This window comes from Sulfurospirillum sp., assembly GCF_036802865.1.
Classification (GTDB): Bacteria; Campylobacterota; Campylobacteria; order Campylobacterales; family Sulfurospirillaceae; genus Sulfurospirillum.
The window spans coordinates 103,527-122,784 of the sequence record NZ_DAIRVK010000002.1 but is presented as its reverse complement, the minus strand read 5'-3'; the positions used below and the strand labels follow the sequence as shown (position 1 = coordinate 122,784).

Annotated in this window: 24 protein-coding genes and 2 tRNA genes; 17 read left to right on the top strand and 9 right to left on the bottom strand. The window is 39.4% G+C overall.

Features of this window, described 5'->3' with window-relative positions:
• Window positions 1-24 precede the first annotated feature (24 nt).
• Entirely contained in the window at window positions 25-399 is a 375-nt protein-coding gene (locus tag V7Q04_RS04985) for a YbgC/FadM family acyl-CoA thioesterase (RefSeq protein WP_333803824.1), read from the bottom strand.
• A 214-nt stretch (window positions 400-613) separates the two neighbouring features.
• Between V7Q04_RS04985 and V7Q04_RS04980 the strand changes: the two genes are divergently transcribed.
• Entirely contained in the window at window positions 614-2,713 is a 2,100-nt protein-coding gene (locus tag V7Q04_RS04980) for a TonB-dependent siderophore receptor (protein ID WP_333803823.1), read from the top strand.
• A 10-nt stretch (window positions 2,714-2,723) separates the two neighbouring features.
• On the opposite strand, the gene def is transcribed toward V7Q04_RS04980, so the two are convergent.
• Entirely contained in the window at window positions 2,724-3,251 is a 528-nt protein-coding gene (gene def, locus V7Q04_RS04975) for a peptide deformylase (RefSeq protein WP_333803822.1), read from the bottom strand.
• Between the two features lie 145 nt (window positions 3,252-3,396).
• Between def and V7Q04_RS04970 the strand changes: the two genes are divergently transcribed.
• The 4 genes from V7Q04_RS04970 to V7Q04_RS04955 all read left to right on the top strand — a co-directional run bounded on the left by V7Q04_RS04970 (window position 3,397) and on the right by V7Q04_RS04955 (window position 5,409).
• Entirely contained in the window at window positions 3,397-3,789 is a 393-nt protein-coding gene (locus V7Q04_RS04970) for a thioredoxin family protein (protein ID WP_333803821.1), read from the top strand.
• A gap of 67 nt (window positions 3,790-3,856) precedes the next feature.
• Complete coding sequence (locus tag V7Q04_RS04965; protein ID WP_333803820.1) at window positions 3,857-4,168, top strand: DUF6172 family protein; 312 nt, start codon at window positions 3,857-3,859, stop codon at window positions 4,166-4,168.
• Between the two features lie 53 nt (window positions 4,169-4,221).
• Complete coding sequence (locus tag V7Q04_RS04960) at window positions 4,222-4,662, top strand: methyltransferase family protein (protein WP_333803819.1); 441 nt, start codon at window positions 4,222-4,224, stop codon at window positions 4,660-4,662.
• A gap of 18 nt (window positions 4,663-4,680) precedes the next feature.
• Window positions 4,681-5,409 carry an HAD family hydrolase gene (locus tag V7Q04_RS04955; RefSeq protein ID WP_333803818.1) on the top strand — a complete coding sequence of 243 codons (729 nt, stop codon included), beginning with the start codon at window positions 4,681-4,683 and terminating at the stop codon, window positions 5,407-5,409.
• A 27-nt stretch (window positions 5,410-5,436) separates the two neighbouring features.
• On the opposite strand, the gene V7Q04_RS04950 is transcribed toward V7Q04_RS04955, so the two are convergent.
• The 4 genes from V7Q04_RS04950 to V7Q04_RS04935 form a co-directional block, all read right to left on the bottom strand.
• Window positions 5,437-5,787, bottom strand: coding sequence for a hypothetical protein (locus V7Q04_RS04950; RefSeq protein WP_333803817.1), 351 nt, complete (start codon window positions 5,785-5,787; stop codon window positions 5,437-5,439).
• 25 nt (window positions 5,788-5,812) lie between these two features.
• Window positions 5,813-6,115: a nucleotidyltransferase domain-containing protein gene (locus V7Q04_RS04945; protein ID WP_333803816.1), complete on the bottom strand. Its 303-nt coding sequence runs from the start codon at window positions 6,113-6,115 to the stop codon at window positions 5,813-5,815.
• Between the two features lie 2 nt (window positions 6,116-6,117).
• Window positions 6,118-6,543: a nucleotidyltransferase substrate binding protein gene (locus V7Q04_RS04940; protein WP_333803815.1), complete on the bottom strand. Its 426-nt coding sequence runs from the start codon at window positions 6,541-6,543 to the stop codon at window positions 6,118-6,120.
• A 66-nt stretch (window positions 6,544-6,609) separates the two neighbouring features.
• The gene (locus V7Q04_RS04935) at window positions 6,610-7,485 is read right to left on the bottom strand and encodes a 3'-5' exonuclease (RefSeq protein ID WP_333803814.1); all 876 of its coding nucleotides are present in this window, start codon (window positions 7,483-7,485) and stop codon (window positions 6,610-6,612) included.
• Window positions 7,486-7,621: 136 nt separating this feature from the next.
• Between V7Q04_RS04935 and V7Q04_RS04930 the strand changes: the two genes are divergently transcribed.
• The 7 genes from V7Q04_RS04930 to V7Q04_RS04900 are packed head-to-tail and all read left to right on the top strand — an operon-like array spanning window position 7,622 to window position 13,860.
• Window positions 7,622-8,704 carry an ABC transporter permease gene (locus V7Q04_RS04930; protein ID WP_333803813.1) on the top strand — a complete coding sequence of 361 codons (1,083 nt, stop codon included), beginning with the start codon at window positions 7,622-7,624 and terminating at the stop codon, window positions 8,702-8,704.
• Window positions 8,701-9,327: an ABC transporter ATP-binding protein gene (locus V7Q04_RS04925; protein WP_333803812.1), complete on the top strand. Its 627-nt coding sequence runs from the start codon at window positions 8,701-8,703 to the stop codon at window positions 9,325-9,327. Before V7Q04_RS04930 ends, V7Q04_RS04925 begins: the two co-directional genes overlap by 4 nt.
• Entirely contained in the window at window positions 9,311-10,888 is a 1,578-nt protein-coding gene (locus V7Q04_RS04920; protein ID WP_333803811.1) for a cbb3-type cytochrome c oxidase subunit I, read from the top strand. The genes V7Q04_RS04925 and V7Q04_RS04920 overlap by 17 nt, the downstream gene beginning before the upstream one ends.
• Window positions 10,881-11,882, top strand: coding sequence for a hypothetical protein (locus tag V7Q04_RS04915; RefSeq protein ID WP_333803810.1), 1,002 nt, complete (start codon window positions 10,881-10,883; stop codon window positions 11,880-11,882). Before V7Q04_RS04920 ends, V7Q04_RS04915 begins: the two co-directional genes overlap by 8 nt.
• A complete protein-coding gene (locus V7Q04_RS04910; RefSeq protein WP_333803809.1) occupies window positions 11,872-12,411 on the top strand; it encodes a YceI family protein in 540 nt (179 codons plus the stop codon). The genes V7Q04_RS04915 and V7Q04_RS04910 overlap by 11 nt, the downstream gene beginning before the upstream one ends.
• 11 nt (window positions 12,412-12,422) lie before the next feature.
• A complete protein-coding gene (locus V7Q04_RS04905) occupies window positions 12,423-13,184 on the top strand; it encodes a metallophosphoesterase (RefSeq protein ID WP_333803808.1) in 762 nt (253 codons plus the stop codon).
• Window positions 13,171-13,860: a histidine kinase dimerization/phospho-acceptor domain-containing protein gene (locus V7Q04_RS04900; protein WP_333803807.1), complete on the top strand. Its 690-nt coding sequence runs from the start codon at window positions 13,171-13,173 to the stop codon at window positions 13,858-13,860. The genes V7Q04_RS04905 and V7Q04_RS04900 overlap by 14 nt, the downstream gene beginning before the upstream one ends.
• A 28-nt stretch (window positions 13,861-13,888) precedes the next feature.
• Here the strand turns inward: V7Q04_RS04900 and V7Q04_RS04895 are convergent, their stop codons facing one another.
• Window positions 13,889-15,586 carry a monovalent cation:proton antiporter-2 (CPA2) family protein gene (locus V7Q04_RS04895; RefSeq protein WP_333803806.1) on the bottom strand — a complete coding sequence of 566 codons (1,698 nt, stop codon included), beginning with the start codon at window positions 15,584-15,586 and terminating at the stop codon, window positions 13,889-13,891.
• A 23-nt stretch (window positions 15,587-15,609) separates the two neighbouring features.
• Window positions 15,610-16,632: a bifunctional 3,4-dihydroxy-2-butanone 4-phosphate synthase/GTP cyclohydrolase II gene (locus tag V7Q04_RS04890; RefSeq protein WP_333803805.1), complete on the bottom strand. Its 1,023-nt coding sequence runs from the start codon at window positions 16,630-16,632 to the stop codon at window positions 15,610-15,612.
• A 93-nt stretch (window positions 16,633-16,725) separates the two neighbouring features.
• Here V7Q04_RS04890 and V7Q04_RS04885 point away from each other — a divergent pair.
• From V7Q04_RS04885 to V7Q04_RS04875, 3 genes are all read left to right on the top strand, one after another.
• Window positions 16,726-16,800 (top strand) — tRNA-Gln (locus V7Q04_RS04885).
• Window positions 16,801-16,818: 18 nt separating this feature from the next.
• Window positions 16,819-16,894: transfer RNA gene (locus tag V7Q04_RS04880), tRNA-Met, on the top strand.
• A gap of 249 nt (window positions 16,895-17,143) precedes the next feature.
• Complete coding sequence (locus V7Q04_RS04875; protein ID WP_333803804.1) at window positions 17,144-17,485, top strand: hypothetical protein; 342 nt, start codon at window positions 17,144-17,146, stop codon at window positions 17,483-17,485.
• A gap of 3 nt (window positions 17,486-17,488) precedes the next feature.
• Here V7Q04_RS04875 and V7Q04_RS04870 read toward each other — a convergent pair whose 3' ends face one another.
• Window positions 17,489-17,905: a hypothetical protein gene (locus V7Q04_RS04870; RefSeq protein WP_333803803.1), complete on the bottom strand. Its 417-nt coding sequence runs from the start codon at window positions 17,903-17,905 to the stop codon at window positions 17,489-17,491.
• Between the two features lie 198 nt (window positions 17,906-18,103).
• Between V7Q04_RS04870 and V7Q04_RS04865 the strand changes: the two genes are divergently transcribed.
• Together V7Q04_RS04865 and ybaK are read left to right on the top strand one after the other, a co-directional pair.
• Window positions 18,104-18,718, top strand: a complete 615-nt coding sequence (locus tag V7Q04_RS04865; RefSeq protein ID WP_333803802.1) for a hypothetical protein — start codon at window positions 18,104-18,106, stop codon at window positions 18,716-18,718.
• The gene (ybaK, locus tag V7Q04_RS04860) at window positions 18,715-19,194 is read left to right on the top strand and encodes a Cys-tRNA(Pro) deacylase (RefSeq protein WP_333803801.1); all 480 of its coding nucleotides are present in this window, start codon (window positions 18,715-18,717) and stop codon (window positions 19,192-19,194) included. The genes V7Q04_RS04865 and ybaK overlap by 4 nt, the downstream gene beginning before the upstream one ends.
• Window positions 19,195-19,258 lie beyond the last annotated feature (64 nt).

Below are 19,258 nucleotides of genomic sequence, written 5' to 3'. Positions count from 1 at the left end.
CTGAGCTTTGCTTAGAAGAGCTTTTTAAATGAAAAAGCCCCTAAAAAAGGCTTTTGTCTCTTCATCAATTTTGCATGGCTTTCCCTCTTTAACATACGCAAGAGTGGAAGTCATCGCAAAAAGTTTAACATCATCTCTCCACACTTCTTGTTTTAAAATAAGCGAAGCATTTTTAAGTTCAACCATCTCACTTTTAACCTCAATAAGATCACCCAATTTGGCAGACTTAATGTAATCAGCTTCTAAATGACGTACAACAAAATGCCCACCATCAACTGCAGGACTCTTGCCATTTTCATAAAAAAGATCACTTCTTGCGCGCTCACAAAATTTGAGGTAGTTGGCATGGTAAACTACACCACCCGCGTCTGTATCATCGTAATAAATGCGTGTTTTCATCGTTTATTTCCTTCTTTGAGGCATTCATTTTTTAATAGATTATGAAAAAGATTATTGTACTAAACCATCTCTTTAACACCACTTTGCATTCTATTCATCTGCAATACATGAGAGTATTTAACACTATTTTAATACTGCTTCGTAAAAATCAAACTTTTAAATTATAAATTTAATTTATATTTAATTTATCAATTATTTTATTTAAGGAATACCTATGTATAAAAACAAAAAAGATGCTGTTTTATTATCTTTTGTCACTATCATCGCCCTTAATACCCATACGCTTGGCAATGAGACAGTGTCTTTAGATGCCATTGAAGTTACAACTACCAATAAGGCTTATTCCACAACCGAAGAAGTAGATACATATACCACACAGTCAATGAATACCGCGACTAAATTGGATTTATCCATCAAAGAGACCCCTCAAAGTATTAGCGTTATGACAGCACAAGAGATGGAAGACAAACAAATCAATTCCTTTCACGATGTTTTGGCAAACATTCCAGGATTAACCATTAACAACAGAGGTGACAACTATGTCTCTTTTGTAAGAGGGTTTAATTTGAACTATTTTAAGATTGATGGAATGCCCACGTATTCAACAGTCAATCAAAACAATTTTGACACCATTATCTACGATAGAATTGAAATTGTAAAGGGAGCAAATGGACTGACTACGGGTGAAGGCGACCCCTCTTTTGCTATGAATTTTATTCGTAAACATGCCAACAGTAAAGAAGTTGAAGGTAATGTGTCGCTCAATGCAGGTTCATGGGACTCTTACGCTCAGTCACTTGATATTTCAACACCCATCAACGAAGACAAAACTGTAAGAAGCCGTTTTATCGTTAAAAATGAAGATTCTAAAGCTTTTTACAACAATTACGATAAAAAAAATAAATTATTTTATGGCGTTGTTGATGCGGATATGGGCGATATGACAAGCGTCTCTTTTGGCGTAACGTATCAAGATTTGGAAAGAGATGGTGCATGGAACTTTGGGTTGCCTGCATTTTATTCGGACAATACCCGTACCAATTTTTCTCGCTCAACTGCACTTGCCCCAGAATGGGCATATGCAAATTTAGAGACAAAAGAGGTTTTTGCAACGATTAAACAATACCTCTACGATGATATAGCGTTGCACCTTGCCTCATCTTTTAACCGCTCCAATGAAGAGTCCAACACGGTTCAATATTCAGGCAAAATCAATAAAGCAACAGGAGGTGGCATAACCTATAATCAATATGCCACGCAAAGAGAATACGATGAAACAAACTTTGACTCTTATCTTAGTGTTCCTTTTTCTTTTTATGGCTTGTCACAAGAAGTGATATCTGGATTTTCCTATAACAAAAGAACAAAAGACTGGCGCGATAAAGAGTTATGGCCATTAACAGGCACTATTAGCAATATAAACAATTATCAAGTCAAAGATGCATTGACTTCAACAATGTATAAAGATGAACCAAGTGATAAAACAACGCAACAAGGAACCTACCTTGCAGGAAGATTTTCGCTCAGTAAAAGTCTTAAGCTAATCTCAGGCGTGAGAGTCTCTAAATGGGAATACGATAATGAAAACCTGAGCATTCCAGAAAGATCTTTTAATAATATTGTAACCCCATATGCGGGCTTGGTCTATAACGTAGATGACTACCACTCTGTGTACGTAAGTTATACCGATATATTTAAACCTCAAAGTGTTAAAGATATCAATGGTGATTATTTAGACCCTATTGTAGGTAAAAATTATGAAACGGGCATCAAAGGAGAGTATTTTGGAGGAAAACTCAATACTTCATTTGCGCTGTTTAAAATTATACAAGACAATGCCCCAACGAATGGTGTCAAACTACTCAGCGGAGAGTGGGCATATGAAGCGGCAAAAGGTGTTACCAGTAAAGGTTTTGAGGTTGGCGCATCGGGTGATTTAACCGATAGATGGAGCCTCTCTTTTGGTTTAGCAAATTTTTCAGCAGAAGACGCAAAAGGCGATACCTTCAATACCAAAGCATCACGAACAACAATGGCAGCTTTTACCAAATATAAAATAGATAATAAGCTCAGCCTTGGTGGTGGGCTCAATTACTATAGCAAGTTTTATACAGGTACGGGAAGCTCTTACATCGAACAAGAGGCATTCACACTTACGAGCTTAATGGCAAAATATCAAATTGACAAGCATACTGAGTTACAGTTAAACATCAACAATCTTTTTGACAAGACCTATTATGAAGGCATTGGAACAAATCTTATGGTTTATGGAGCACCTAGAAATGCTATGTTATCCATGAGATACTCTTTTTAACCTAAGGCTATTACATTCCAATGATACGTCTGTACTCTTGCTCCATGACAATATCGTGTGTTGATTCAACTCGGTCTATAAAGACTTTTCCGATTAAATGGTCATATTCGTGTTGGAAGATGCGTGCCACAAAGTCATGGTAAACAACCGTGTGTGATTTACCTTCTCGATCGGTATAGGAAACTTTAATTTCGTTATAACGAGGGACTTGTGCTCTAATGCCTGGAAGACTCAAACACCCCTCCCAATCCTTGAACATCTCTTTAGAATGAGAGATGATTTTAGGATTAATCAGCGCAGTTGGCTCCATTTTAGGAGCATTTGGATAGCGTTCATTGGGATAGGATGCTATGATAACAATTGCTTTAGAGCAGTTCACTTGTGGTGCAGCAATTCCCACGCCTTTGGAATTTTGACACGTTAAAATCATATCGTCTATTAATGCCTGAATTTCAGGAGTGTGAATCTCTTTTACGGGCTCAGCTATACTTCGAATGACCTCAGAACCCAGTTGATAAATTTCACGAAGATTTGCCATGATTGACGCTTCCTTAGCATTGAAATATGATGTGCAATTTAACATATCAGCGCTTTAAAAATAGATAACGACAATGTTCAATATCCTTTTATTAAGCTTGTGTTAGAGTTTGATTAAAATTAAATTTTTGAAACAAAGGATTAGTATGCACACACTTTTTAAAGCCCTATTTATGGTATTTATCAGCTTTACAATGCTTCATGCGAGTTTTTTAGAAGAAGAGAGTGCACGAGCAATCAAAGAAAAAAAGCTTATTCTTGTCAATGTTGTCACGGAGACATGCCCATACTGTAAGCAAATGCAAAAAGAGATTTTCAATAATGCGACCTATCGAAAACAGATAGACCAAAAGTTTGTTTTTGTCTCCATCGATCTTTACGATCCAGCCTTGCCTGCTGATTTACGCACCAAATACACCCCTGCAAATGCCATTCTATCGCCAACACGCCATAGTATCATCGAAGGCTATACGGGCTATATGGACCCAGCCTCATTTATGACTGTTTTAGAAAACGCATACAAAGCAGAGTTCAAATAACGAGACATTCAAAGGTGAAATAAAGTACAATAAGAAACTCAAAAATTAACACCCTAAAAGGCAATCCTTGAAAAAAATATTTCTCATTCAAGAAGAAAATAAAAACAGTGACCGACTTGTAGAGTCCATCAAACACGAAATCCGCAAATACATCAAACGTGAACGTGCTAAAAAAACACCCGAAGGTTTTCATTTCTGGGACTTTGACTGCAAATTCGGACAAACAAGTGAAAACGCAAGTGTTGTGCACCAAGCTGACCTTGGCACTGAAGTTGACAAAGCACACAGTGAAAAATGGAGCGAATGTTACATCGAAATTATCGCGAAACCTGCTAAAAAACCTGTTGCACCTGCCAAAACAGAAGAAGAAAAAAAATAAAACTTTTTACATGTAAAGCTTCAACTTCTAAAGTTGGAGCTTAAAGAGGCAACATGAAAAGCAAACGCACTTCTTACCTCTTAGTCTCGTTACAATTCATCTTCATCGCACTTCTCGTAGTACATCACGACATGCACACACCCAATTTAGTTTCTTTACTGATCTTTTTACTAGGCTGTATTTTCGGGCTTTATACGATAATCCATAACAAACTTGGCAACTTCAACATCACGCCCGAAATCAAAGAAAATGCCACACTCATTACCACAGGAGCATACCGCTACATCAGGCATCCTATGTATTTTTCAGTGCTTGTAATGATACTTGGCATTGTGGTGTCTAAGCCTACTTTATTTAGTTATTTTATCTACGTGCTTTTAGTCGTAACGCTATTTTTAAAAGCGAAAAAAGAAGAGATATTGTGGATGGAACACTCTAGCGAGTACAAAGAGTACATGCAACACACAAAAAGAATTATTCCTTTTATTTTATAGATACCATCAAGGAGTTCTATGTTTTATCAAAAAAAAGTCATTATCTTCGACATGGATGGCACGCTTATCGATTCGGTGGGCATTTGGAACATTGTCGACAGAGAGCTGATAGCACAACTTGGCGGAGAAACATTGCCAGAGCTACACATTCAACAACGGCGCGATGAGCTTTTGCGCTCTTTCAGCCACGCCCAAGATGCGTACATAGAGTACTGTGACTTTTTAGCACAAACCTATCATGCACCTTTTTCCAAAGATGTGATCCGCTCCATGCGTTATGCTATTGCTCAGCACTATCTCAAAAATGTCATCGACTTTAAACCAGATGCGCATACGTTGTTGTATTACTTAAAAGAGCAAGGTTATCAGCTTGTCATCGCAAGTACGACCAGCCAAAACATCCTAAACATCTATAGTAACGAAAATGATGCCATGAGGCAAAAAGTGGACTTTGAAAAAACATTTTCACTGATTTTAGGGCGAGAACTCGTAAGCAAGATAAAACCGCATCCCGAAGTGCATCAGTTCATCATGCAAGAGCTTGGCGTTCAGCCTCATGAATGCTTGGTCGTTGAAGACTCTTTGGTAGGCGTTGAAGCAGCTCAAAATGCGGGCATCGATGTGATAACCATACGTGACACCTATGCGCAAACCGATGAACCAGAACTGCGTAAACGCTCAATTGCGTATTTTGAAGATTTTAACAGGTTGTTGTTGCATGTAAAAGAGGAGTTAGGGCAAAGTTAAAAGTTTAACCCTGACCCTTTGTTTTTTCTATTCATTTTTAATGATTTTATATGTATTTTCTTTTATTTCTCGAATTGTATGTTTACCTAATCTTCTTTGTCTTTGACGAATTTCTAATTCAAATATAAGAGATACTAACACCCCTGGACCAAAAGCTATTAAATATAATAAAAATTCTTTTAAAAAATTTGTATTTAATCTTGTCGTTCCACAAAACTTATCAATTGGTATCATCCAATTTCCCATTAAAACAAAAAAAGACATCACCACATAGCTAATGCCTAAAATAGCTACATAAATAAATAATCTTTGCCATAATTTACTCGTCAACCACAGTGTGTTAAATAATAACTTCATATTATCGTCTGAATTACCCATTAAAATCCTTTTTTAGCCAATTAATTTACACATGATAAAGAACAATACCAACTCTATCAATGTGATTTTTAAGCGCCTCATTAGCAATATTCTCATAAATCACCATGTCAATTTTATAAGGTAAATAAAGTTCGTCTAGTTTGAGTTCAAGATTTTGCAGCGTTTTGAGGTTTAGAGCAGTGCCTTTCAGTGCTAGATCAATATCGGAGCCTTCTTTATAATTTCCCTTAGCACGAGACCCGAATACAAGCACTTGCTCTATGTTTGGAAACTGCGCGAAAATGTGCTTGATTTTTTCAATGACATCATGGCTCAAACCAAAGGGCATTTTTAGTGGCTCTCTTCTTCTAAAAGAGTTGACAATTTTTGCTCTAACTCTTCAAATCTAAAAATATAATTCCCCAACACTTCATCCACTATTTCTTCAACTGTTTTTTCATCGTACGTGTGAGATGTTAGATTTCTGCTTTGTATCATCTTCATCCAATCTTCCCCATGCGTCATTAAACCCATAAGAAAGGCTTGGCGTGTTGCGTCTTTTGAACCATATATCTGCTCAGTTGAGCCTTTATAATCTAAAAAATCTTTCATCGTTTTCCATGCTAATTCATGAGTGTACTCAAATGCTTGAATAAGCCCTTGCTTTTCTAATAATGAAAGTTCTCTTTCTCCTGATAAATTAACGGCATTTTTTAATTGAGACAGAGCTTTTTTATAATTTGAAAACCGTTGTTGCCATCTTATATCGTTACTCATCATTAGACCTTTATTGATTTAGTACAATTTTATCTTAAAATAGTGAAAATAAAAACATTACGGATTTTAGCCCAAAACCTTCTCTATCGCCTCTTTCAACTCAGCACTCAGGTTATCCATTTTATTGACCATCCATAAAAGATAATTACGGTCTATTTCTAAAACTTCCTCTGGTGTTTTACCTGCGTATTTGCCAAAGCTGATGGTAAGGGTGACGTTCTCTTTGGTGCTTTCAAGGGCGTGGAGTATGGAGGCTTTCATGTCTTCATCGAGTCCGTTGGCGTTTTGCATGTAGTGGAGGTCTTGGCGATCGGTGCGGGCGACATCGACAAATTTTTTGCCTTTGTTTTTACCATAAGGAATGTGACTTAAAACGATAGGCTCGGAACAAAGGAGGATCATCTTTGGCATGGAGTGTTCTTCGCACAGCCTTTCAAAGAGGTGTTTAAGAACGATGACGTCGCCTAGGGCATCGTGTGCTTTGATGGTGATACCAAGCTTTTTGCTTAAACCCTCTTCTTCTTTGTAAAGTCCCCATTGGTAGCGTTTAAACTGTAAGCCAAAAGAGCCATCAAGTGGGTAGTAGGCACGCAAAATACGGAATGTGTCGATGAGATTCATCTGTGAGGTGAAATCCTCTTTAGCAAGCATTCCAAGGTCAAACGCGGCATTTTGGATAACGAGAATGTTGGTTGGAACATTGAGCTCGCACAACCGTTTAAACGCTTTGGTTTGCACGCACGTTGGCTCGCCTTCAACCATTTCAGGGGTAATGTGGTGAATCGCCATCGCCTCGAATGAGATAGGAAGTGGTGGGGTGCAAAGATCGTTATGAATCTCTTCGATCTCAAACTCTTCGTTGAGCACTAAATAGCTCAGCTGGCAAATGCGGTCTTTTTCAAGCATGCCCGTGGTTTCGGTATCTAAAACTATGATTTTCATAACGATCCTTCTTGCAACATTGTCTACATTGTACTTCGACATAGCTTTCAAATGTTTTATATCTGCGAAAAATTCATACTGTGTTCATCTTTATCATCTAAAATTGTCATTAAAATATAACGTAAAAGGAATTCTATTGATTTCACTTTTCTTTAAAGCGCTAAATCGAAACCGCTTTAAAACCTTTTTGATTTATACGAGCATTACCGTTGCGATTATGGCTATTTTTATGATTACCTCCATTTCTCGTGGCATCATCGGTATGTACTCCACTATGCTTAAAACAGAGGGTGACATTATTGTCACGCAAGCCAAAATCGCCGATACCTTTTTCAGTGACGTCAACGCTTCGCTCACTTTTCCCATTCAAAAAATCACAGGTGTTAAAGAGGTCTATGCGCTCATTTTAGGTGCTAGCCCTATCAATGACCTTCCTATCGCTGCCATTTACGGCGTAAGTGAAAACCGCTTTAAAACCTATGCCCTAACTGATGGTGTTTACCCTAAAAAAGGCGAAGTCATTCTAGGAAAAAATATCAATGCAAGACTTCATTCGCCTAAATTTGTCTCAATTTCGAACAAAACCTTCACCGTTTCAGGCATCTTTGAAAATGGTGTGGGCTTTGAAGATGGTGGTGCTGTGCTGAACCGTGAAGATGCCAGTGCTATCTTCAACAAAGAGGCGTCCATCTTACTGGTAAGCATCGAGCGAAACACCGACGCAAATGCATTGATGCAACACATCAGTGCACTGAGTTCTGACATCGAAGCCAAAACCACACATGAGTTTGTGGAAAATTACAACCAATTCAAGATCATTGAGACCTCTTCCAACGTCATCAGTGCGGTGGCATTTTTGATGGGACTACTTGGCATTGCCAGCCTCATCAGCATTACGATTAACGAGCGAAGAAGTGAGTTTGGCATTTTAAGAGCTATCGGTAAGTCGTCTAATTTTATTATGACCATGGTCGTGGGCGAGACGTTTGTCATCACGTGTGTTGGCTTTATCTCAGCGCTTCTCTTCTCCAAAGCGTTACTTTTTATGATCGCACATATCGAGAAGTTTCAAGGCTATGTGAATGGTGAACTTAGCATAGAGACGATCATCACGGTCTTTTGTTTCTCCCTATTTATGGCACTTTTAGGCGCACTATTACCAGCGTATAGCGCATCAAAGATCGACCCGATCATCCTCATTCAAAGGGGAGCACTATGATCCTTCAAGCAGGTGGCATTAGCCATTTTTACAAAAACGACGTTGCGCTCGATAACGTCAACTTTGAAGCCAACAAAGGCGATTTTATCGCCATCGTAGGAGAAAGCGGTAGTGGAAAGTCCACCCTGCTTTCCATTCTCTCATCCCTACTACGCCCTAGTAAAGGCGAGTTATTCTTTGAGGGAAAAGCCTACACACTCATCAAAGACATCGATGCGTTTCGTCAAAAAGAGGTGGGGTTTATCTTCCAGTTTCACTACCTCATCGGGTATTTAACGATTTTAGAGAACATCAAGCTTGCGGCGATTAACAAAAAGAGTAGCTACATCGACACGCTTTTTAAACAATGTGGGATCGAAGCCATCAAAGACAAATACCCCGACGAGATTTCAGGTGGACAACGTCAACGCGCTGCCATTGTTAGGGCTTTGGTGAACTCACCGAAAATCATCTTTGCCGATGAGCCAACAGGAAACCTAGACTCACACAATTCGCAAAATATCTATGAGCTTTTTAAAACGCTCTCCAAAAGTGGCACGACCATTATCATCGCAACGCACGACCGCAATGTATCCGAGTATGCAGACAAAATTATCGAGGTAAAAGATGGAAAAATTCTCTAGTTTTATACAAAAAGCCTTTGCTATAAGCTCACTTTTTTTAGTGCTTGGTTTGGCATTTGGCTTTGAGTATTCACTCAACCTTTTAGGGCACTTTCTGCCATCTTCCACGCTCTCAGCCGTGAATGCGAGAAGTGTGCATGTCTCGTTGATGCTGTATGGTTTTGTACCGTTGATGCTCTCCTTTTTACCGTTTGTGTTGATGGAAAAAGAGAACATCCACAGTGAAAAAGGACTTGAAAAACTAAAAATCTACTTTACCCTTTGGTGCATCTTTTTAGTCTTTATGACCGTTAGCCTTTTGATGGGCGTTCACAGAGGACTCGTCTTTTATGACTTTGCGTATGAGCTTAACTTTATCCTTGCGTTTTCAGGTGTTTTTTACATCTTGGCGTTGTATGACTACATCAAAGAGTACAAGGTTATACCACTGTGGATCAAAGTCTCTTTATACCTTGTCATCGCTTCGCCTATCGCACTTTTAGTGCTGATGAACCCCATCATTGGGCAAGTAGAGAAAACCATCGTAGGCCCACATGGAGACAATACTCTGGGTATGAGTTACACCCTCATTCCTATTTTTTATCTCCTTATCAAACTGCATGCCAAAGAGAATTTTGTGGCGAAGTACCATGCCATGTGGATTATCCCTCTTGTAGGTTACATCGCTTCTGTGGCGCATCGCATTTTCATCGGTGAGCTTACGTACAACCAAGAGTGGTTTTTTCAGTACCTCACCCTTTGTTTTGTGCCTCTGCTTATCAAATGGCTTAGTGATGCGAACATTACGTTTAAAAACAGTCCATTTCTTGTCATTGCTGTTTATTCCTTTTTATTTGTTGACATTGAGGGTAACATCTTGTTTATTCCTTCGATTCGTTGGTTGTTTCATCGCAATGACCTCGTGGTAGCACACGCACACATTGCCATGGGTGTGGGCATCTTTTTTATGGCGATGGCAGTGGTATCGCCGTACTTGAAAAAAATGAATCAAACCGCCTTTAGCCTCTTTTACACACTTGGATTTACGCTTATGCTCATTGCTCTTTCTATGGCAGGGCTTATGGAAGCGGGCTTTATGAAAGCGGACATCAACCTTTTATGGACGATTCGTATGGTGTGCGGTCTCTTCATAGTTTTAGTGACCACCCTCTTTTTCTACCCAGAATTTGGGCTTAGTGTCGAAAAACCAAACACCTTAAGACTTTACCATCTTACGGGCTTTCTCTCTGACGCACTGGGTGGTATTTTTTTGTTTGTTTTTGCTGCTACACTCTACCCGCTTTTAGGTTTTGGCTTTGAAGGAAAGTACGAGTACGTTGTCTTTGCATTTATGATGACCACGGGAATTATTCATCTCTTTGGTTTAACCCAACCTTCAAATGCACTGATTCTTGCTAAAATAAGTGCGTTTAACCGTATCGCCGTCTCTGCTATGTTTTTATCGCTTTATCTTGCCCATCAACTAGGCATCGAAGCCATGCTTATCGCCGTTTATGACCTTGTTTTTGCGTGTGTGTACATCATCTTTCAAGCAAAATTACAAAGGAGACTTTATGTTTAATGCCCTTTTTACGCTCTTTGTCGCGAGTGAGTTTTGCTACTACTTACTCATCGCACAAACAGGCATCGTCGAAGTGTTTCACTCGGACATTCAAGCCTTTTTCACACTCCCTTTGGGTGGTGTTTTGGGCAGTTTACTGGTGTATCGCTCTTTTGGCATACTGGACAACGACCAAAAAAAGATCAGCTTTTTCATAGCGCTTCAAGCCTTTTGTTCACTCTTTTACCCTTCTATGAACCTTGTTATATTGGGGATTTTGGGTATAAGTTTGGGGATGAGCGCACCACTGCTTATTAAGCTAACACGAGGGCGTTACACGGAGATCGCTGTAGCCCTTGGTTTGACCTATGCGCTCTCCACAGCGCTCTTTACCTACGAGCCAATTTTAAGAGGCAATCTCGCCATTGCGCTTTCATTTATTGCTTTGGCATGTAGCTTTTTTATTCATCTTTTGCCAAAGCACATTGTTGAGATTGAATCTGAGCGTCTTAGCATCTATGCGGTTTTATCGATGGCGGTGTGGGCATTTTTGGATGCCAACTTGTTTGAAACACTCTCACGTAGCAGCGACATCTCCATTTGGAGAGCTGAAACATGGCACATCATCTTAGTCTTTCACGTGGTGGGAATGGCTGCTGCGTACTTTCTGCGTGACACACTTAAGGAGCATCATTCGTTTATTATCGTGCTCTTGTTTGCTATGAGTTATATGCTCTACGCAGCGCGTGAAGCGGTGCTTCTTAGCATGGTCTATCCGTTTGTCATTTCGTACTATAACTTTGTCATTATGAAAAGGCTCTCTCGCCTTGGCAATCTTAGGCTTCTTGGCATGATCATGGTCTTTACAGGCTGGATCGCAGGCGGTGGCGGGCTGATGAGCGCCTTAGGAGGTTACACCTATGTAGGTGTTGTGATGATTTGTGCACTGTTGTGCCGTGAAATCTACAATTTTTTCTATCAAACTTCTCAAAAAAGGATTAACAATGTTCAGTAAAATCGCTTTGGCAGTACTTGCCACATCACTTCTTTCCAGTGCATCATTTGCCAGTGATCTTCATTATAAAGAGGGTTTCATTCAGGCGCAAACAGAGATCTTAGGCGATAGCAATATTGCGCCTAAAAGCAGTAATATACTTACAAAACTAAGCATAGACACCACTCCTGAATCCCTTAAAGGAGACATTTCGTTGGAGCTTTTATCGCTCAAAAGTGAAAATGAAAAGCGCGATGAACACATGTATGAAGCATTACACGCAAAAGAGCATCCAAGCACAAACTTTAAAATTAAAGAGGTGAAAAAAGAGGTAGATGGCTACCATCTTGTCGGTGTGCTTTCACTCAATAAACAGACCAAAGAGATTGACACCAAAGCGGATATCATTGAACAAGACAACCTTCTTAAACTCAAAGGTGGTTTTAGCATCAAAATGTCAGACTTTGGCATTGAGCCTCCAACCCTTCTTTTCTTAAGTGTACGCGATGAAGTAGTCATCTCTTATGACCTTGCTTTAGCGAAAAATTAAAAGAGGACATAATGTTTGAAAAAGCGTATGGTAGGCTAAACTTAAAAAGGATAAACGTAGCCATAGAGAAGCTTCCAATATCTTTTGAAAATTTTACCATTGTACATCTCAGCGATTTACATATCAACGCTAAAACGCCTCTGAGGGCGCTTGAAAATTTGGTTGAAAAGATCAATGAAATGAACATCGACATGGTCGCTCTTACGGGCGATCTTTTTGATGACTTCACTTCAAAAATACACGTTCAGCTTGAAATTCTAAGCCACATCAAACATCCTGTCTATTTTGTCAGTGGAAACCATGACCTCGTTTACGCACGAAAAATACTTGCTTCCGAGGTCTCAAAACTTGGCTTTATACTCTTAGATAACCGCATCATAACCCTAAAAAGAGGCGCTGAGTCACTTCAACTGGCAGGACTCAGTGACGCGTTTAGCAGATACTTTGGCATCCATCGCCATGAAAAAGAGCTCTTCTTGAAGCTTGATACCAAAGTACCTTCCATTTTGCTGGCACATCAGCCAAAAGACATTCGTTTCACAAAAGATTTTCCGATTGATTTGCAACTGAGCGGTCACACACACGGTGGTCAAATTTACCCTTTTGGCTACATTGTAAAGCTTTTTCAGCCCTACCTTCAAGGCTTACACCGCCAAGGCAAAACCCAAATCTTCGTCACAACAGGGTACGGCAGTTGGGGCGTTGACTTTCGTTTTTGTGTACCAAGTGAAGTTGTGGTTATAACCTTAAAGGATGCATATGCAGAGCATTAAAGTGAAATTATTGTTATGGTACCTTGCCATTCAAACCCTCATCTTAGCAAGTTTTAACTATGCACTTTTCCTCAACGTCGAACACAATCTGCAAGATACTCTTTCAAGCACAATGCAAACGCACGAAGCCATAGAACACTTTTTAACACGCATGTGGGTTTTAGACCCATTTATCTTGATTCTTTCCAGCCTCGGAGGGTATCTTTTGGTGCATAAATACTTCCAACCCATACACAGTATGCTTCAAGAAATCAGAGCCATAACACCCAAAGACCTCTCTTTGCGCATCAAACAACGCCCCTACAATGATGAGATAAACCATCTGGCTAGTGCGTTTAACGAAATGCTAGATCGCCTTGAAAAGGGCTTTCGTGGGGTAAAAGAGTTCAATACAAATGCGTCACATGAACTGCGAACGCCTCTGACCATTATGCGTGGTGAGATCGAGATAGCACTCCGCAAAGAGCGTTCGAAAGAAGAGTATACACGTATATTGCAAACACAACTTGAAGAGATTAAGACGCTTCAAAAATTGATGGAAGACCTACTTTTCCTTGCAGAATACAATGCACTCGAAACCCAAAATGAGCTTGTAGAATTAGGCTCACACACGAAAAGTTTTTTTGAAATACGCAAAGCGTGTTGTTCTCAAAAAGTCCCTAAATTAGGCTTATAAATTACCGCTCAATGCGCTTGGAATACTGCTATTTTTCTTTGGTTATCTCACGGATAAGTTCATACTCATTTTTGCGCAATGCTTCCAGTAAGACAGCAATTTCATCAGTTGGAACTGCCATTTGACTTAATGCCTCTTCACCTGTACGAATACTGCTCTCCAGTGTCTCAGCAATGACCCAACTTGCACCTGCCAACAGCATTTTATCCATGGCTTTGATGTCTAAAGCGCGCGCTAAAATCTTAATATGCGCGTAGTTTTCCTTGATATGCTTCACCACTTTAATCGCGTTTAAACTATGGTCTATCGATACAATTATCATCGAAGCTTGGTCAAGTTTGATGGTACTCAGCAGTTTTAAGTCTGTAATATCTCCAAAAAAGACAGGAAACCCCTCTTTGCGCCCCAATTCCACTTCGTTCGTGTTAATGTCAAAAACCATAAACGGAATGCCACTGCTTTTAAGCATCTTCGCAATCACTTTTCCCGTACTACCATAACCTGCAACCACGACTTTTTGCTCCATACTCGCATTATCGGTATTGAAGTAGGAAAATTGCGAAACATTGGCAAGCCTGTTCGCAAGGGAACAGCCAAAATTATACAAAACAGGCGTGAGCAGCATACTGATAGAAATAACACCGATGCCCACAACAAAGAGCTGATCGTTGATGATACCCAGTGCCTTTGCCGCACCAAAGAGAACAAACCCAAACTCACCACTTTGATTGAGCAAAAATGCCAGTTTGATAGCCCCACTTTTACTCGCTCCAAAAGCAAGCATCAAGGCAAAAATAACCAACGATTTCAGCACTAAAATGACCACAACATGCTCACTAAAAACCCACGGATCGTTCATAATCGCTTTAAAATCAATCGACATACCCACAGCAATGAAGAAAAGGCTCATCAAGATACCTTTAAAAGGCTCAAGGCTGGACTCAATTTGAAAGCTATAGCGTGATGTAGAAAGAAACATACCCATCAAAAAAGCACCCAGCGCCATCGAAAGACCCGCATGTTTCATAAGATAGGCTGAGAGCACAACACTAAGCAGTGTCAAGAGCAAAAAAGCATCTTTATTGCGTTGTTTTGCCACTTTATCCAGCGCTTTAGGAATGATGTAACGACCAAAAGCAACAAGTAATGCAAACATAGCCAAAACATTCAATAGCGTTATCCACCACGAAGTATCTGATGTTTGTTGTTGGCTTGAGAGTAAAGGAAGCACAGCAAGAAGTGGCACAACCGCTAAATCTTGAAGCAGTAAAATCGCAAAAGCATTTTTACCATGCTCCGTGTTGAGTTTTCCTTTGTCTTGCAAAATCTGCATGACAAAAGCAGTTGAAGAAAGAGCAAGTGTAAAGCCCAAAAGCATGGCAACACCTATGCTTTCCACAAAAAAATTCATGTAAAGACCCAGCACAACACCAGAAGCGATGACTTGCAGTGAACCTAAGCCAAAAACCTCTTTACGCATCGACCAGAGCTTTGCAGGTTGCATCTCAAGCCCAATGACAAAAAGCAGTAAAACAACACCAAATTCCGTAAAATGGCGTAACGTTTCAACTTCGCTTGTAACAATAGGTCCGGGTGTGTGAGGACCTACAATAATTCCAGCAATCAATAATCCCAAAATAGAGCCAAGCCCCATATGTTTAGAGATGGTTACCATGATGGCAGTTACCGCTAAAAGTACCAACGCTGAAAGAAGGAAAAAATCCATGCACACCCTTTACATGTAAAGATTTAGAGAACGATCTCTTGGTTAATATTAAGCCCAAACCCTGACAACCCAATATAGTCTTTGCGCTTAGTGGTTGAAAGTAAGTTGATGTTCTCAATACCTAGTTTCTTCAAAATTTGAGCGCCAATACCAAACTCACGTAGTTCTGGGTTGGTGGTATATTCACTGTCAATAAAGACAAAAAGACCATTATTCGCTTTAAGATAATCAATCGCTTTTAAAACACCTTGAAATTTTTTATCGTTTGCTAAAAGTTCATTGTCTGGCAAAATGTGGTGGAATTTTACGGCACTTGTTTTACTGATTTCGCCAAACGCATATGCGATATGATGATTGCCTTCGTGGTCAACCATGTCAATTTTACGAGCTTGTGAGCCAAAAAATTCCACAAGACCCGAAGCAACTTCACGTACCAATGACTCTGCTTGCATACGATATGCCACGATATCAGAGATGTAAATGATGTTAATACCATGTTTTTTACAAAAAAGGTCCAGATCATCACGTCGTGCCATATGCCCATCTTCTTTCATAACTTCACAGATCACGGCAACTTCGCTAAGGCCTGCTAAACGGCAAAGATCAACTGAACCCTCTGTATGCCCAGTACGAACCAATGTTCCACCTTTACGTGCTATGAGAGGGAAAATATGACCAGGTTTTACCAGTTCAGAAGGACGGCTCAAAGAGTCCGCAAGAATTTTAATGGTAATGTCACGCTCATACGCTGAAATACCCGTAGAACAGACACGCGCATCTACTGAAACCGTAAACGCTGTTTCGTGTTGAGAGTCATTGTTTTTTACCATAGGTGTAAGATCAAGACGTTTCGCGATCTCTTCATTGATAGAAACACAAATCAAACCTTTGGCTTCAGACGCCATAAAATTGACTTTTTCTGGTGAAGAGAATGTTGCTGCGTAAACAAGGTCTCCCTCATTTTCTCGGTCTTCATCATCGACCATCATAACCATTTTGCCGTGCTTAATATCTTCTATTGCTTGTTTGACGCGTTGTATAGGCATTTTTTGCTCCAAAAAATAATTTATATGGATTATAGTAAATTACCCTTGACAAACAAATTAAAAATGACTATAATTTCACCTCGTTAAAGGCATTGGGGTGTCGCCAAGCGGTAAGGCACTGGTTTTTGGTACCAGCATCCAGGGGTTCGAATCCCTTCACCCCATCCACCTTTTAACATTTTCCGTCGCGGGATAGAGCAGTTGGTAGCTCGTCGGGCTCATAACCCGAAGGTCGCTGGTTCAAGTCCGGCTCCCGCAACCAGTATCTTCATTTTATTTTCCTTCCCACAAAAAATTTTCATTCATCATACTTTCTAGACTATCAATTTTTTCACCAATGCACTAAACCGATTTCACGATTTGAGTGCTATTTTACTTACATTATATATAGCAAAAAGTATATTTTATTTTTTTTCTTCTAACTATATTTTCTTAACCAGAATATTTAAGATAAAATACAAACGATGAGATATAGAATTAACACGTCAAAATGAAAATGAAGAGGGATTGAATGGTTGAAAAAGGCAATGAGATGATGAAAGGTTTCTTAGATAAAAATGAAATTACATATACTCTAGGAAATGGCAAAGAGAAATTTTTAGTCAATTATTACATTAATCATGATCTTGTAGAATCCACAATAGCGACCGTTACGTTTTATCTGAACAATCCAGAGTATGTTGATACCATCACGATCAGTGAGTTAGATTCACATAAGTACCATACAGGGTTTTCACAGCGCTATCAAGAGTATCTATTTGATGAAGTTCAAAACACATTTACAATCAGCGGTGCGACAAGTCAAAAACACAACAATATGCCTTTTAGCGTTGTCATACGACCCATTGATTAAGCGCTATTTCACTCTTTTATAGATCGTTTTAAACCCGCCTGATTCGGTAGAAATAGTATTTTCATCGACAATTTTGTAGGTATTGCCTATTTTAATTGTATCATCAATGACTATGACTTTATTCTCTGAAACATCATATGTGACAGGATTTTTTGTACCGAATGAGGACATACTGCTACGGTCAAACTCTATTTCCATAATGCCTAAAACTGTTTGAGCTCTCCATTTACCTAACAAAGGATTATAGTTCATCGTATGATCGATGGCATACTTGATGCCAAAAGCGACAAGGGCAATAACCACACAACTTCCCAGTAAATTTAAAAGCAATGAAGGACGTTTAGAGCTTTTTTGCGCACGTGAGCGTTTTGTTCGTGGCGTTATTGTTTTTTTAGAAGAATTTGTTGTATTTGTTCTCATTTTTCTCGCTCTTTTTTCATCCTGAAGCATCAAAAGCCTTATTCAAGTTTATCTACACTGAAGTATTCATCTATTATAGCATTTTACAAAATCTTGTGATTTGATTCACCCTATCAAGTTTAAAATCCGCTCTCATCGTCGTTAAAAGAATCACATGTTATACTTTCAGATACAAGAGATTAACGAATAAGGTATGCAATGTTTTCTAAATTTATGAAATTTTTTGAAGTCAAAGAAGATGAAACACTTGATTATATGGATCCTGATAAACTTCTCAAAAACAAAAGAAAAACACTCAAAGACCCTTTAAACCAAGCAGATGAAGATGAGTTTTTTCGTCAACTTGAAGTGGAAGAACAGATGTTTGAGCAGACAAACCCACGTCAAGAGCCACGTGTTTCCCCTAAAAATAATCCCTCAAGAGAATCTGTCTTAGAAAAAATGCGCCAATGCATGAAAGAACGTGACTGGAATCCAAAGCATCACCCTAAAATTATTGTGGGTGTTGCAGTAGCCATCATTGGTTCCGTTATAATGACACTTGCGTTACGAGAAACACCCAACCCAATCATTGGGAAATGGCGACCTCAGGGTAAAAATATCTTCTTACCTGTGGGCGATATAGAATTTACAAAAGAAAAAGTACAAGCACTTAATGTCACAACGATGGTTAAATACAACATTGATGATACTAAAGTTGTTGTTATGGATCCTTCAACCAATACAAGTGTCACCTTCTACATTACAGGTGATAAAAGTATTGAAACCAATCTTTTGGGTGTCAAGACTACATATAAAAAGGTAGATAAATGAGCCTGAAAAAGACCAATGCCGCACGCTTTTTAGACACGCTCAAACTTCCTTACGAGATGACATCGTATGAAGTTGATGAAGAAGACCTCAGCGCTACACATGCAGCAGAAGCGCTTGGGGTTGATGCATCTTGCGTGTTTAAAACACTGGTAGCTCGTGATGATGCAAAACATATCGTCGTTGCATGTATCCCCGCTGCTGCTGAAATTGACCTCAAAGCCTTAGCCAGAGTTGCAAAAGTAAAACGCTGTGAACTCGTGGCAGTCAAAGAGTTGTTAGGATTGACAGGCTACATTCGAGGGGGTTGTTCTCCCCTTGCAATGAAAAAAGCTTACCCCACATTTATAGACAGTTCTATCAAAGATCATGTCAAAGTTTATGTGAGTGCTGGACTTCGTGGGATTCAACTTTGTCTTGCGCCTGATGTACTCATCCAAGCATCTAAAGCCCTTTGTGAACCACTGGTCAAAGTTTAAACTCAAGATTATTGTTTTATTTCGTCATTCTAAAAAATGCGTTATAGAGATTTTACAACGCGTT